Source organism: Xenorhabdus sp. BG5 (assembly GCF_015163665.1).
In the GTDB taxonomy this organism is placed as follows: Bacteria; Pseudomonadota; Gammaproteobacteria; order Enterobacterales; family Enterobacteriaceae; genus Xenorhabdus.
Genome location: NZ_JADEUG010000005.1, coordinates 1 through 15,075, shown reverse-complemented (window position 1 = coordinate 15,075; position 15,075 = coordinate 1). Strand labels below are relative to the sequence as shown.

General features: G+C 46.7%; 6 protein-coding genes and 1 CRISPR repeat array. Of the genes, 1 reads left to right on the top strand and 5 read right to left on the bottom strand.

Annotation, left to right across the window (positions count from 1 at the left end):
• Positions 1–13 precede the first annotated feature (13 nt).
• From IQ209_RS04280 to IQ209_RS04265, 4 genes are read right to left on the bottom strand one after another with little or no spacing between them, the layout of a single operon-like run.
• Positions 14–1,786, bottom strand: a complete 1,773-nt coding sequence (locus IQ209_RS04280; RefSeq protein WP_193849319.1) for an ABC transporter ATP-binding protein — start codon at positions 1,784–1,786, stop codon at positions 14–16.
• A gap of 2 nt (positions 1,787–1,788) precedes the next feature.
• Positions 1,789–3,573, bottom strand: a complete 1,785-nt coding sequence (locus tag IQ209_RS04275; protein WP_193849317.1) for an ABC transporter ATP-binding protein — start codon at positions 3,571–3,573, stop codon at positions 1,789–1,791.
• Positions 3,563–4,822, bottom strand: a complete 1,260-nt coding sequence (locus IQ209_RS04270) for an MFS transporter (RefSeq protein ID WP_193849315.1) — start codon at positions 4,820–4,822, stop codon at positions 3,563–3,565. The genes IQ209_RS04275 and IQ209_RS04270 overlap by 11 nt, the downstream gene beginning before the upstream one ends.
• Positions 4,819–6,786 carry a TonB-dependent receptor gene (locus tag IQ209_RS04265; RefSeq protein WP_193849313.1) on the bottom strand — a complete coding sequence of 656 codons (1,968 nt, stop codon included), beginning with the start codon at positions 6,784–6,786 and terminating at the stop codon, positions 4,819–4,821. Before IQ209_RS04265 ends, IQ209_RS04270 begins: the two co-directional genes overlap by 4 nt.
• 320 nt (positions 6,787–7,106) lie before the next feature.
• Between IQ209_RS04265 and IQ209_RS04260 the strand changes: the two genes are divergently transcribed.
• A complete protein-coding gene (locus tag IQ209_RS04260; protein WP_193849311.1) occupies positions 7,107–8,087 on the top strand; it encodes a helix-turn-helix domain-containing protein in 981 nt (326 codons plus the stop codon).
• A 68-nt stretch (positions 8,088–8,155) separates the two neighbouring features.
• Positions 8,156–14,121: direct repeats of the CRISPR family, unit length 29 nt; unit sequence CGGTTTATCCCCGTGCTTACGGGGAACAC.
• A gap of 215 nt (positions 14,122–14,336) precedes the next feature.
• On the opposite strand, the gene dsbB is transcribed toward IQ209_RS04260, so the two are convergent.
• A complete protein-coding gene (gene dsbB, locus IQ209_RS04255) occupies positions 14,337–14,855 on the bottom strand; it encodes a disulfide bond formation protein DsbB (protein WP_193849309.1) in 519 nt (172 codons plus the stop codon).
• Between the last annotated feature and the right edge of the window lie 220 nt (positions 14,856–15,075).

Sequence of the window (15,075 nt, the reverse complement as noted above, 5' to 3'; positions counted from 1 at the left end):
TCAAATGGGTGGGTTACACCTTATTTAAGTGCGTACCGGGATGTAAGTGCCAATGCTCTTCCGAGCCAAGATGATTTTTCCAAAGTGATTGGTAAAGCGGGCAACGCTCCAGTAATTCATCATGTGTACCGCTATCACAGAGGGTTCCATGATCCATTACCAATATTTGGTCAGCACGGGTTATCGTGCTCAGACGATGAGCGATAACAAAAACGGTTTTATCCTGAGTGAGAGAATCAAAGGCTTCTTGTATTAACTGCTCATTTTCGGGATCCAGCGACGCCGTTGCTTCGTCCAGGAACAGCACCGGGGATTGTTTTAGGATCGCGCGAGCAATGGCAAGCCGTTGGCGTTCCCCGCCAGACAACGTACCGCCATCCACACCTAAAGGTGTATCGTACCCTTGCGGTAATGCCATAATCGTATCGTGAATATTGGCGAGACGGGCAGCCTGTTCCAACTCTGACTGCGTCGCATTCGGATCTCCCAGACGGAGATTGTTGGCGACAGTATCCTGAAATAGTGCGGTTTCCTGGAACATCATTGTGACGGTGTCATACAGTGCTTGAGTCTGGTAATGATGAATAGGGTTCCCACCTAAACGGATTTCACCTTTATCCAGTTGATAGAAAGCGAGTAATAAGTAGGCCAGCGTGGATTTACCACTGCCACTTGGTCCCACAATAGCGGTCATACTGCCTTGTGGGGCATAAAATGACACGTCCCGGATAGCGGGCTGGTGAGTCCCTGGGTAGCTAAATGAAATATTATTAACTTCAACATCATATTTGTTTGGTGCAGCTAATGGCCCGGAAGTTTGCGTTGCAATCGCTTCTATCTCTGCAATATGTGTTTCACCGACTTGTGTCAATGCGGTCACGTTGAGCAGGGGAATGATCCCGCGTAAAGGGGTAATAGTGGCAAATAACAATAGAATAGTGATCAGCATCTCAGGGAGAGTGAGTGCTTCATGAAAGCGTAAGGCACCGGCCAGAATGCCAACAACCACGCTGGTATCAATAATGATGTAGAACAGACTCAGCAACGGTATGCTTTTGAATATTCCGCGGCGGAATGCGGCACGTAGTTGTTCAATTTCCTGGTCAAAACGTTGTTCTACCGTTGTGGTCGCAGCCGCCGCGCGAATAAACGCCATGCCCTGGGCATATTCTACGATTGCTTCGGATACATCAGCCATCATCGCTGCCCGACGGCGCAGTATTTCATTGAGTTTTTGCCGGATCCCACCTAGGATCAGTAATCCAACCAGCAATACTAATAGGGCACAGCCAGCAACAACCCAGTCGAACCAGAATAAAGCCAGATAGATAAGCGTCAGCATCATAATCTGGCAGGTGATTTGTGGAGTGGTATAGGCTGATTGGTTTTCCTGCCATTGCACATCTTCGGATAACGTCAGGGCTATTTTTCCGGCACTTAATCCGCGAATTGTCGCTATGGACATACTGACAAGCCGTTGTAGCAAAGAGCGACGGATTTCTATCCCCAACCCATAAGCGGCAATGGTGAGTTTACGTAATGCGCGAGACATAAAAGTGAATCGCAGCAACAGTAAAATAACCAATAATGTCAGTGTGATAAGTGGCAGCATAGCGCTGTCACTTTCTTTCGGATGAGTTCCCTCCAGATGAGTGATGGCCCAGGCAGCGATAGCCAGTTGCGCCATAATTGCAATGGTATCAAGCTGCTTATATAACAATCCACCCAACCAAACCCGTTGTAGTTTTGCGGACAGATGTTGTTGGAGACGATTAAATAATCCCATGATCAATTTACTCCTGTTCCGGTATTTTCTCCCCGCCAGGCTGCCCACTGTTTGGCATACGCGCCTTGCTGTGCGAGTAGTTCATCATGGGTGCCTTGCTCAATGATTTGTCCTTTATCCAGGACCAGTATTTGATCAAGGTGACGGACAGTTGGCAGGCGATGGGCGATAACAATCACTGTCTTATTGCGGCATAACGCATTGAGTGCTTGTTGCATCTCTTTTTCACATTCTGGATCGGCATAGGCGGTGGCTTCATCCAATACAAGAATGGGCGCGTTTTTCAGGATAGCGGCGGCAACGGCGATACGCTGTTTTTCTCCTACAGACAAGCTAATACCGTTATTGATTACGGTGTTGTAACCTTGTGGTAACTGTTGGATAAATTGATGTGCTTGTGCTGCGATGGCCGCTGCTTCAACTTCTGCTGGTGAAGCGTCAGGACGAGCCAGGCGGATATTATTGGCTATCGTATCGTTGAACAGAAACACCCGCTGGAACACGAAAGAGATGTTATTCCGCAGTGTGGTTTCATCCATGTTGCGGATATCAACACCACCAACAGTAATTTTGCCCTGTTGAGGATCCCAAAGACGGGCAATCAGGCTGGCTATCGTGGATTTACCAGAGCCGCTGGCGCCGACCAGTGCGAGTGAACTGCCGGCAGGGACGGAAAACGAGATGTTATTTAACACATTGTCCTGCTCATCTTGATAGGAAAAGCTGACACTATGTAAAGTCACAGTATGATCGGCAGGAACCTGGCTTTGGGTACATGGTGCTAATTCAGGTTGATTCATGAGCCAACGATAACGTGTGACTAACGCCTCTTGCTGCTGCAAACGTGTCATCACAGAGAACATGGATGAAGCAATATTGCCGAATGCCATAGCAGACAGAATAAAGAAGGTGAATTCAAATAAAGTGATCTCTTGTCGGTTAAATAACCAGACTGCTAAAGGGAGGACAAACAGCAAATTAGCACTGGATAGCACAAAAAATCGACTGGATTTAACCTGCACTTTCTCAACCCAAACATCAATAATACGTGTCAGGGCGGTAAAGGCTTCTTCCGCTCGCTGTAGTGCAATATTGCCGCCTGAATAGGTTTTTACTACAGGAATTGCATTGATAACTTCACCCATTGTCGAAGCAATACGATTTTGGGCGGCGTAAAAACGCTGAGTAGTGGTTTGAACTTTCATCTGAATATAGATGAATAATAAACAAGCACCCAAAGTTGGAACAAAAGCCGCTAATGCTAATCGCCAGTCAATGGCTAACATCACACCCAATGCGATTAATGGGCCGAACACGGTTGCTGACATCTCTGGAATAATGTGGGCGATACCATCCTCAAGCTGTTCGACATCATCTAACATCATCTTCTTGATTTCGGTGCTGTCAGTCTGCATAAAGAAGCCCAAGGGAACAGACTTCAACTTATTGCTGATATTACGACGAACATCAGCCTGAACATCGGCAGCGATCAAATGAGCAACAAACGTTGAACCACTGAAAGTCAGCATCGCGGCAAAGGTGAAACTTAATAACATGACGCCGTAATTCAGCAAGGTGTCATATTGCCCGTCATAGAGTGATTGGGTAATAAGGCCCGCAACCGCTGCCGGCAGTATTTGCAGGCCAGCAGAAACAATGGCAAGTGCGATAGCAACGTAACTCAGTGGACGGTATGGGCGCATCATATCCCACAATGTCTTAAGGACACCGGCGTCAGCGGCACGTTGCTCTGGAGCATTCTGAACAGAAGGATCATTACTGAGCATAGGTGTTTTCCTTTTGGAAATCATGGCGCTTATATAATGTCCAGAACAAGCCAGCAAGGGTGAAGAGTGATGCAAGCGCGAAAAGGGAGGCGTAGCTTGCTTTGGTCACAATCAATCCACCCAGCATTGAACAGATGATCGCAATGCTCATATCTGCGGATTGCATCAACGCAAAATCCACACCAGATTGTATGCCTGCCGCCAGAGACATCATTTGGGTATACAAGGCAACAAATTTGGTCGCGGTGATTAACGTGATAAAAACGTATGCTGCTGAAAGCAGGGATAGGGGAGTTTCTGGTTGTTGGGCAAGCCAAAAAATACTCACTAATACCAGACACTCAAGCAGCATTACCGCCAATAATGTCTGGACGGCACCTAACTTACGGACCACGATGCCACCAAGCAGGACGCCAGATAATCCGGCTAATGCACCACCACTGGCAGCAATGATGCCTAATTGGGTTAAGTCTACGCCGCGATCGACTAAAAATGGGGAGAGCATACCGAGTGACAGGCGTGTCCCAATCATACATAGCAGTATTAAAATCAGTGCCTGTTTAACCGGAGTACGACGTAATGCGCTCTTTAGGGAGGGTCTTGGAGAAGGTGTGATCGATGTTTTTGACGCATTCGATTCTCCCTGTCCCTGCGTTTTTCGGATGAACAAAATAGGCAGTGACATTAATAGCATCACTATCACCAACATGCCTGCACCAATGTGCCAACCATAGAGTGAAATAAGATATAAAAACAGACCGCTGCCAATAATGGCGCCCAGATAACTACCCCCTACCTGCATAACATTGCTCCAGGGGCGATGCTGTGGTGGTAATCGATCGATAGCATGGCCGTCTGTGGTGGTATCTACCACGGTCAGACAAAGCGTAATCAAAAACAGGGCCGCTATGATAAGCGGCATATGTTCGGCAGGGTTCGCTAAGGAGATTAAACTAAAAAGCAGTGCAATTAACAGGTTGCCGCAGAGCATGATGCGGCGGGGGTTATTATCCCCCGAACCTGATTTGCGATAGCGTTCTACAACGGGAGCCCAGAGGAATTTTAATGCCCAAGGTAACATTAATAGATAGAGTAACCCTATCTTATCTGGGGTAACGCCGTGGTTGCGCAGAAATGCCGGCATGCTTTGTAACGTTAACATACCAATGGTACTTTGGATGGTGTAAACACCAGCCAAAGTCAAAAGTAGTAACGAGATGTGACGGCGATGTGAGGTGCTGTGCATCATAGTGCAACGCTCACATCCAGCCCAACATTCAAGCCTTTATTTATCATGCTATACGTATTTCCCATTTGGAAACTGGATACGCGGTACTGTTTGTTACCTAAATTTTCCCCATAAAGTTTGACATTGATACCATGATCCATTTCTAAACTAAGTGATGCGTCATAGAGAGTATATCCCCCTTGTTCAAGGGTATTCGCTTCATCAAAGTAGCTTTTTGAATAGTAGCGAGTGCCAGCATTGAAATAGAGGTTACCTGGTAACAATGTTTGATCAATCAGATAATCGAAACTTGCATTAAGCATGACATCTGGTGCATAAGGCAGGCGTTTGCCTTTATAATTTACGCCACTTGTTGTCTCAGTGAAATTTGACTTACCTACGCTACCACCCAGAGAAAGTCTAAGCCCTTGTATGGGCTTAATCTGGCTGCTCAGCTCAATACCTTTACTTTCTGCTTTTCCGGCGTTACGAATAAATTGTCCACCCATAGGTCCGACGTAGATCTGTTTATCTTTGGAACGAATGTAATAAACTGCGCTGTTTAATGTCATTGCGTCATTAAAGAATGAGGTATGCCAACCAAACTCATAATTGTCTGAAGTTTCGGTATCGTAAGGCTTTTTATCATTGATAGAAGAAACAATGTTATTGAATCCGCCCGGCTTGTATCCTTTGGTGGCAGAGAGATAGAAACGGGTATCCGGTGTCAGTTGCCAGCCCAGAGCTGCCTTAGGTATAAATTCATTGTTGGAAACCTGGTTATCAAAAGCACTTTCAGGTCCTGAATAATTGATCTGAGATTTTTCATGTGACAGACGGCCGCCAAGGGTAAGATCCCATTGAGACGCAATAGGTAATTTAACCTCGCCGAACAGGGCTAGCGATTTTCCTTTGATTTTATTATGTGCATCATTATAGCTAGTATAATGCCTGCTAGTTTCATCTGAGAACCAGCCGCCGAGAACACTGGTAATCCCATTTGAGTAGTTGGAATTTAAACGCAGCTCTTGGGTGGTGGCGTGGTGTTTTTCTTTCCATTTACCCCCGATAAAATCACGGAAAATATCGCGATCCTGATAGGCGGTGATACTGGTTAATACGTTGTTACCAAAATCATAGCCCGCTTTGAGTGCATAACTGTTGACGCGCCGTGTTAAATCTGGGATCGGGCCATCATATTCTTTCCGACGGAACTGTTCGTCGGTTAAATACAGCTCTTCATGTGAATTGAGATCTTCATGAGCAAAGCTAAGTTCAGCGCTGAAAGGGGAGTTTTCTGGCGCAAATGTCAGTTTTCCTTTACCAAGCCAGGTTTTGCTGGAGTCAATATTTTTATCACCGCGATTTGGCGCATCAATTTGTCCTGGCTCTTTTACCCAGCGTAGACTCATGCTGCCATAAAGCATGTCTTCAATAAGCGGCATTGATCCGCTGAAGGAACCGCCTTGTTTTAACTTGGAATAATGACCGGAAAGGTTAAGCCAGGGGCCTTCTTTTGGCGAACGGGTGATAATATTGATAACACCCGCCTGAGCGTTCCCGCCATATAAAGTGCCTTGGGGACCACGTAATAATTCTACACGTTCTACATTGATTAACTCTTGTGTCAGAAACTGGTGATCCTGAGGAACACCATCAACATAAATGCGAATGGAGGGTGAATAGTAATCGGGTGAACTGATACCCCGAATGGTGGTTGCCGAATAGGTTCGGTTACCGCGAGAGCGGATTTGTAAGCCAGGGAAAGCACGCTCAAGATCCTGTACCTGAGTGATACCCGCTTGCTCAAGTTCCTCGCCAGTTTTTACCAAAATGCTGCCATTAACTTTATTTAATGCTTCTGCCCGTTTGTTAGCTGTCACAATCAAAACATCTTCTGTGGCTTCGGGTGAATGCTCCGCCCAGGTCACAACAGGTGTCATCAGACAACATAAGACAGACGCTTTAGCATATTTTTTTTTCATAAGTACTCTTTATGCCTTTCCAAATCATGTTTTAAAAAGATCAAATGTGGTAAACCAAACAAATGTGGTAAACCCGGAAACATATTTGGTGAAATTAACTGGAATAGAAAAGAAGAGCTAACGGGATAGGGACAAAAATAGCGCGATACGTACTATTGATAATGATTCTCATTAATGATAAATTGCGTGATATTCACGTTGGTATATAAATATATAAAATAAAAGTATAATGTCTTTAATACGCACAACATGCTGTTTTTATTGTGGAAAGCGTTTTTTTGAAATGATTGGTGTCTGATGCTAATTATACAGGGGATTTCATGAAGACGATCTATAGCGAGACATTGGGGATTTTCGCTGCGGGCCATGGCAATAATAGGCATTCACCAGTAGAGGAAAATAACACAACGCCTTCTTTGCTAACAGAGGAGCTATCTGATGGAATTCACATCAACCGTATCCATCTTGAGTTAAGTCAAGATTTTACAGAATATTGTGAAGGGCCGCCAACAGTGTCAATAGCCTTTGTTCTCAGTGGAAAGGGGAAAATGGCAATTGAGAATGGTGAGGCTTTAGATATTAATCCGGGAACGATGGTATTTTTCTATTCGCCTACGATGACACGGGGTATGAATTTCTTTGGCTGCGGAACCTGGCGTATTCTCGATATCCGTTTTTCTCTGAACGAAATTGAAGCTCAGGAGTTGCCATCGTTTACCAAGTTAACGGCTGGTTTTGAGAAAAACGCGAGTTATAGTGATGCCTTGATGATGGCTTGCCCTATCTATCCACCCTTTATGCAGATAGTGAATCAAATAGAAGAATGTCAATTAAATGGTAGTGTCAGAAAGGTCTATTTAAAGGCAAAGGCGTTAGAAATACTCGCTTGTGTGACAGCTCAAATTTATGATTGCCAATATAATGTGATTAGCGGATTACAGCGCCGTGCTGTTTACAATGCGATAAAGATAATTAATAACGATTATCATTACCCTTGGACAATAAAATCGTTATCAAGAGCAGTGGGTTTGAATGAGAGGAAATTAAAAGAAGGATTCCGTGCGGTTGTTTTCCGTACTTTCCATCAATATCTGGAAAACGTCCGTATGACCACAGCGGAGGATTTATTGAAGAAAGGGATGAATGTCATTGAGGTCGCTGCCGCAGTGGGTTATTCCAGCCCAAGTCATTTTTCTAAACGTTTCCGGCAACATTATTTAATCAACCCTAAAGCATGGCAGGCAAAATATGCCGTGAATCACACATTACTGAAAGAAAATATTACAGCGGAAAGTCAGTAGAGATTTCGTATGTGCATGACGTTGTTAATTGGTATTTAGCCAGTTAAATAGAACCTTTCCTGACATTCTGGTTTATCCCCGTGCTTACGGGGAACACTTTTAGCTGCATTATTGAGTGGATAGGAATTGCGGTTTATCCCCGTGCCTACGGGGAACACTCACGCCAGCTATCAACCAACACCTTGAGGACCGGTTTATCCCCGTGCTTACGGGGAACACATAAAGGGATCGGCGGTGCCATCGGCGGCGTTCGGTTTATCCCCGTGCTTACGGGGAACACGATTAAGCGTCCCAGATTTATTTTGGAAATCGCGGTTTATCCCCGTGCTTACGGGGAACACCCAGTACGGCATTACCGTCCTCTTGTGAGGTGGTTTATCCCCGTGCTTACGGGGAACACTTCAGGTCAGTTTCGTTGCCGCCTTTGCTGTACGGTTTATCCCCGTGCTTACGGGGAACACCGGAGGGGTTTATTGCTGGCTGCCTAGATATGCGGTTTATCCCCGTGCTTACGGGGAACACCCATTTGCGACAAATAACCTTTATTACCCGATCGGTTTATCCCCGTGCTTACGGGGAACACCACAGTTGAGTATTAAGCGTGGTAGCTAAGCTCGGTTTATCCCCGTGCTTACGGGGAACACAAAACAGACCAATACGCCCGCTGCGCCCACACCGGTTTATCCCCGTGCTTACGGGGAACACTGCTCTAGCAAAACACAGAAAAAAATAATCGCCGGTTTATCCCCGTGCTTACGGGGAACACGACAAAATAGATTGTGAAATAGTTACGTTGTGCGGTTTATCCCCGTGCTTACGGGGAACACCGTATCAAACACAATGTGCTCTTCAGCCACCACGGTTTATCCCCGTGCTTACGGGGAACACCTGAACCGCCAACATCCCCGCCCTGTTTAGCGCGGTTTATCCCCGTGCTTACGGGGAACACGAATCAAAATAGTGTTTAGGGGCACTACGCCCCGGTTACTACAAACCGCCGGTTTATCCCCGTGCTTACGGGGAACACGCGCTGATATTCATTGTTGCGCTGCCTCACTCCGGTTTATCCCCGTGCTTACGGGGAACACTTTACTACTGTTGTGGTTTTACCTACTCCACCCGGTTTATCCCCGTGCTTACGGGGAACACTGCTTTCACTGGAAACACTGTTATCCTGTCTGCGGTTTATCCCCGTGCTTACGGGGAACACTAATATTGATAATATTTTCACAACACCAGAATCGGTTTATCCCCGTGCTTACGGGGAACACGCTTAATATTACAAAGGGTGCTCGCAAGCACCCGGTTTATCCCCGTGCTTACGGGGAACACTAAGTCGCAGTTGGATGATATTGCAAAGAGTCCGGTTTATCCCCGTGCTTACGGGGAACACTAAAAACGGCGGGCCAGTCAGCCCGAATGGTGGTTTATCCCCGTGCTTACGGGGAACACTGACATTGCAAAATGATCGTTATGTGCATGTGCGGTTTATCCCCGTGCTTACGGGGAACACCGAAGCCCCCAACTACTGGTAATAGTCAGGGGCGGTTTATCCCCGTGCTTACGGGGAACACAGTTTTTCCACGTCGGCACGGTGCAGTCCATTCGGTTTATCCCCGTGCTTACGGGGAACACGCGGGACTGGGCACGTCTTTATTTGAAGTCATTCGGTTTATCCCCGTGCTTACGGGGAACACTCGTCCAGTTTGGGGGTAACAGTGGGAACTATCGGTTTATCCCCGTGCTTACGGGGAACACGTGTTGGGTCATCTGCAAATAAATATTCAGGTCGGTTTATCCCCGTGCTTACGGGGAACACGTCACAAGCGACCCTACTGGCCAAAGAGAAAGGCGGTTTATCCCCGTGCTTACGGGGAACACCCGCTAAGGCAATCCTGTTGCTGGGGCGTGATCGGTTTATCCCCGTGCTTACGGGGAACACAGCACGCCGTATGGACACATCAATCCGCCGGGCGGTTTATCCCCGTGCTTACGGGGAACACCACTATTTAGCCATTATCTTTTTCAACTATTACGGTTTATCCCCGTGCTTACGGGGAACACTACAGGGATGCTCATATAGAGCCTGATTGGATTCGGTTTATCCCCGTGCTTACGGGGAACACTCATTCCAGGACAAACAAAGGAAAAGAAATGTCGGTTTATCCCCGTGCTTACGGGGAACACGTGTTGGTAAGCTTTGAATTCAGGCTCCATCGCGGTTTATCCCCGTGCTTACGGGGAACACTTCTTATAGAAGAAAAAACCTCAGCGCGTTTTCGGTTTATCCCCGTGCTTACGGGGAACACTAAATAAATCAATATGCCTGTTCATTAAATGACGGTTTATCCCCGTGCTTACGGGGAACACTGTTTTATCCTGTTTGGCGTCGGTGGTTTACTGCGGTTTATCCCCGTGCTTACGGGGAACACTTTCTGCCAGCTTTAATTATCGGTATCGTTACCGGTTTATCCCCGTGCTTACGGGGAACACTCAACTGAATGAATATGAATATTTTTCTGATACGGTTTATCCCCGTGCTTACGGGGAACACCAGAAAACATTACCCATGTTATCACCAGTGACCGGTTTATCCCCGTGCTTACGGGGAACACTCCGTTACCGTATCGCTCGGTAACGGTATTTCCGGTTTATCCCCGTGCTTACGGGGAACACCGGTTTTTGCGCATGATGAATTTACGGATTTACGGTTTATCCCCGTGCTTACGGGGAACACTTAATTTTTCGTTAATCTCTTTACTCGGATGTCGGTTTATCCCCGTGCTTACGGGGAACACCAGATGATTACGCTATCAGCTTAAAATATGGCCGGTTTATCCCCGTGCTTACGGGGAACACAGATTTATATGGAAAAGCCGATGTACAAAGAACGGTTTATCCCCGTGCTTACGGGGAACACGATCCATCGAAAACTTACCTTGTACCTGACAACGGTTTATCCCCGTGCTTACGGGGAACACCTAAATGGCGTATCTTAAAAAGCCCCGAATGTCGGTTTATCCCCGTGCTTACGGGGAACACTTTTGCCACTTTGTACTCCCTCAATATAATGACGGTTTATCCCCGTGCTTACGGGGAACACTTCGCATTCCGGCCTCTTTCCAACCCGAAAATCGGTTTATCCCCGTGCTTACGGGGAACACTAACGCATCGGCCAGCTTTTTGACGCCAAATACGGTTTATCCCCGTGCTTACGGGGAACACAGTCTTAATTAAGGTTGTTTGCGTAATGGGATCGGTTTATCCCCGTGCTTACGGGGAACACGGCGCGAGCTCGGCATTGCGGATCACGTCACACGGTTTATCCCCGTGCTTACGGGGAACACTGACGGCGTTTCTCAGACTGTACGGCGCGTTTCGGTTTATCCCCGTGCTTACGGGGAACACCAGCACCGCTATATTTGGCTAAATATCCACCACGGTTTATCCCCGTGCTTACGGGGAACACCGATGGAATTGTCTTATTTCGGTGCGAAAGTCCGGTTTATCCCCGTGCTTACGGGGAACACTGCCACAACATCCGTATTCCTCGCCATAAGGTCGGTTTATCCCCGTGCTTACGGGGAACACTAAATAAATAAAATTTTGATTTTGTTATGATGCGGTTTATCCCCGTGCTTACGGGGAACACTGCGGGATGTTGACCTAACGCCAATGGCATAACGGTTTATCCCCGTGCTTACGGGGAACACATGATGGATAGGCACCAGAGCCAGTATCAGAGCGGTTTATCCCCGTGCTTACGGGGAACACTCTTTGGCGATTGGGTTTATTCTGGCTCATAACGGTTTATCCCCGTGCTTACGGGGAACACGCTACACACGTATATTGATTATTCATATGAACCGGTTTATCCCCGTGCTTACGGGGAACACTGAGAAAACTGATATTGCGTAAAGTCTTTGACCGGTTTATCCCCGTGCTTACGGGGAACACGATACCTATCATTGAGGCATCAATGCCTTCACCGGTTTATCCCCGTGCTTACGGGGAACACTGATGCACACGGCTATCTGGCAGAGTGCGATGCGGTTTATCCCCGTGCTTACGGGGAACACTACTTCTACCATCACTTTCGCGTTCTTAGCAACGGTTTATCCCCGTGCTTACGGGGAACACGCTCGCATTGCCACTTGTTGCAATGACTCTTCCCCGGTTTATCCCCGTGCTTACGGGGAACACTCATTGATGCCCTGCAACAGTTCAGAAAGAGACGGTTTATCCCCGTGCTTACGGGGAACACGCTATTACGTGATTTTGGTAATGAAATAAATCGGTTTATCCCCGTGCTTACGGGGAACACGGACGTTTTTGACCCAAAATAATGCTGGAAATCGGTTTATCCCCGTGCTTACGGGGAACACTGACCCAAGGTGTTAGATCCCTTGTCACCAAACGGTTTATCCCCGTGCTTACGGGGAACACTCTTCACAAATCAACAAACCAAGGTTATAACCCGGTTTATCCCCGTGCTTACGGGGAACACTTTTAGGCGCTTTATCATTTGAGGATCACAGTCGGTTTATCCCCGTGCTTACGGGGAACACTGAAAAATAAGCTCCCCCAAATACTCACCTGCTGGTTTATCCCCGTGCTTACGGGGAACACTGGCTGGCCGAACTGTTCTCGTAATGCACAGGCGGTTTATCCCCGTGCTTACGGGGAACACCGCCAATGCTGTTCCACCCAGCGCATTTTGCCCGGTTTATCCCCGTGCTTACGGGGAACACCTGTTCAAGGTGCTGATAAAAACGCTCCATATCGGTTTATCCCCGTGCTTACGGGGAACACCATTTATGGTTTAGATTGGGCAAAAAACCCAACGGTTTATCCCCGTGCTTACGGGGAACACCTTCAAACCAAGCTCTTTCATTAATGCAATATCGGTTTATCCCCGTGCTTACGGGGAACACGTTCCACGCCGCAGAACATGGCGGCTATCATGCGGTTTATCCCCGTGCTTACGGGGAACACGGCATTGCGACAATTACACGTGGTTCTAATAGCGGTTTATCCCCGTGCTTACGGGGAACACTGAAAGGGCTAGTAGAACGTGAGCTCGCCAGCCGGTTTATCCCCGTGCTTACGGGGAACACATTTAATAAATCAGAGATGTATACTCAATAAACGGTTTATCCCCGTGCTTACGGGGAACACAAATTAATAGCAGAATCGGTAATATGTCAAGCCGGTTTATCCCCGTGCTTACGGGGAACACGATATCCTGGCCGCATTATTTAATGAAGAACTGGGTTTATCCCCGTGCTTACGGGGAACACGACCAAAGAGATCCGCATTCCAACTCTGGAATCGGTTTATCCCCGTGCTTACGGGGAACACTCAGCGTGAAGCACTTTTCAATGCCCTTTGCGCGGTTTATCCCCGTGCTTACGGGGAACACCAACTAATTCTATTGCGTTAGGTGATAGTTCACGGTTTATCCCCGTGCTTACGGGGAACACATCAGGTAATGAGTTGCCATTGAGCCAAATTTCGGTTTATCCCCGTGCTTACGGGGAACACGCCATTACCAAAGTCATAGGTGCTGGAAAGGCAGGTTTATCCCCGTGCTTACGGGGAACACTGCCAATCAGCAAGCGGTAGATAATAAGGTCGCGGTTTATCCCCGTGCTTACGGGGAACACGGCTTAGCATGATAGGCGATCCCCAATCCTGCCGGTTTATCCCCGTGCTTACGGGGAACACCAATGACGATGATCGGTTCGCCGCTCTCATCGCGGTTTATCCCCGTGCTTACGGGGAACACGCTGGAGTATCGAAATAACTTCCATAATGGGCCCGGTTTATCCCCGTGCTTACGGGGAACACTGAACCATATTCCCCGCCAGCTCTTTAAATACCGGTTTATCCCCGTGCTTACGGGGAACACCATTAACCAATTGACGAACATTGCCCGGCCAACGGTTTATCCCCGTGCTTACGGGGAACACCTGTAATAAGGCTGATTTTTCTTTCTTCAAGTTCGGTTTATCCCCGTGCTTACGGGGAACACCCCCAATTTTATCTGGTTGTTTTATAAAATATTTTTTAAGAGAAAAAATTCTACCATTTTTTCAGCCTATAAATCAGTAAAATTCACTTTTCCATTTTTTCTGATTTATTATCTGCAATACAGATCGCATTTTTTATTATTGTGATAGGGAGCTGAATGTAGGGAAGGTATTAAAGGAGCCTTTATCGACTCCTTTTGGGGGTAATTTTTTACTTTTAAGATCTACCCTGAGTGCGAAAAAATTGGCTCACTAACACTAATATACTCACCAGCAGATAAGCGGCAAAAATACCAATCAGCCATTGCGGCATATCCAGGGTTAAAAATTCCCACTGTTTCATCGAACAATCCCCAAGCGCCTGAAACACTGAGGGTAACCAATCATTCAACGGTAACCAAGATGGGAATTGGACAAAAAAGTCACACGTATTAAACGGAGAAGGATATAACTGTATCATGGTGTGATCCCATGCCAGTTGTAATCCTTTCCATGCGCTATAAATCCACAGCAAGATAGCCAACCAGCGCAAAGGCGTTTTAGGTGCGATTACACCAAGCAGCGCAGCGCCTATAATACCAAACAACGCAACACGCTCATAAATGCACATTACGCAAGGCTGTAACTGCATCACATGTTGAAAATAGAGTGCTGTCGCTTCCAGGATAAGAGCTGTCAACGCCATCAATAACCATGCGCCTCGCCCTTGGGAACTCTGATTTAAAAATTGAAACATTTTCTTTTCTTCCCATCTTCTCAATATAAATAACAGGTTTATTGTGCCGTTTCATCAGCCATAAAAAAATAAAATTAAAATCAACTGAGTTATTTTTTCAGACAAGTGATGTCTAGTCCTGATATACGTTGACACTATTTTTACTTAACGCCTGATGATGTACTTCATCGGGCGTTTGATATTTTAGCGCTAAGTGTGGCCTAGACCGATTATAAATATC

What these genes read in the sequence shown, in the direction of transcription:
- IQ209_RS04280 (WP_193849319.1), bottom strand. Translation starts at nt 1,786, where the DNA reads ATGGGATTATTTAATCGTCTCCAACAACATCTGTCCGCAAAACTACAA.
- IQ209_RS04275 (WP_193849317.1), bottom strand. Translation starts at nt 3,573, where the DNA reads ATGCTCAGTAATGATCCTTCTGTTCAGAATGCTCCAGAGCAACGTGCC.
- IQ209_RS04270 (WP_193849315.1), bottom strand. Translation starts at nt 4,822, where the DNA reads ATGATGCACAGCACCTCACATCGCCGTCACATCTCGTTACTACTTTTG.
- IQ209_RS04265 (WP_193849313.1), bottom strand. Translation starts at nt 6,786, where the DNA reads ATGAAAAAAAAATATGCTAAAGCGTCTGTCTTATGTTGTCTGATGACA.
- IQ209_RS04260 (WP_193849311.1), top strand. Translation starts at nt 7,107, where the DNA reads ATGAAGACGATCTATAGCGAGACATTGGGGATTTTCGCTGCGGGCCAT.
- dsbB (WP_193849309.1), bottom strand. Translation starts at nt 14,855, where the DNA reads ATGTTTCAATTTTTAAATCAGAGTTCCCAAGGGCGAGGCGCATGGTTA.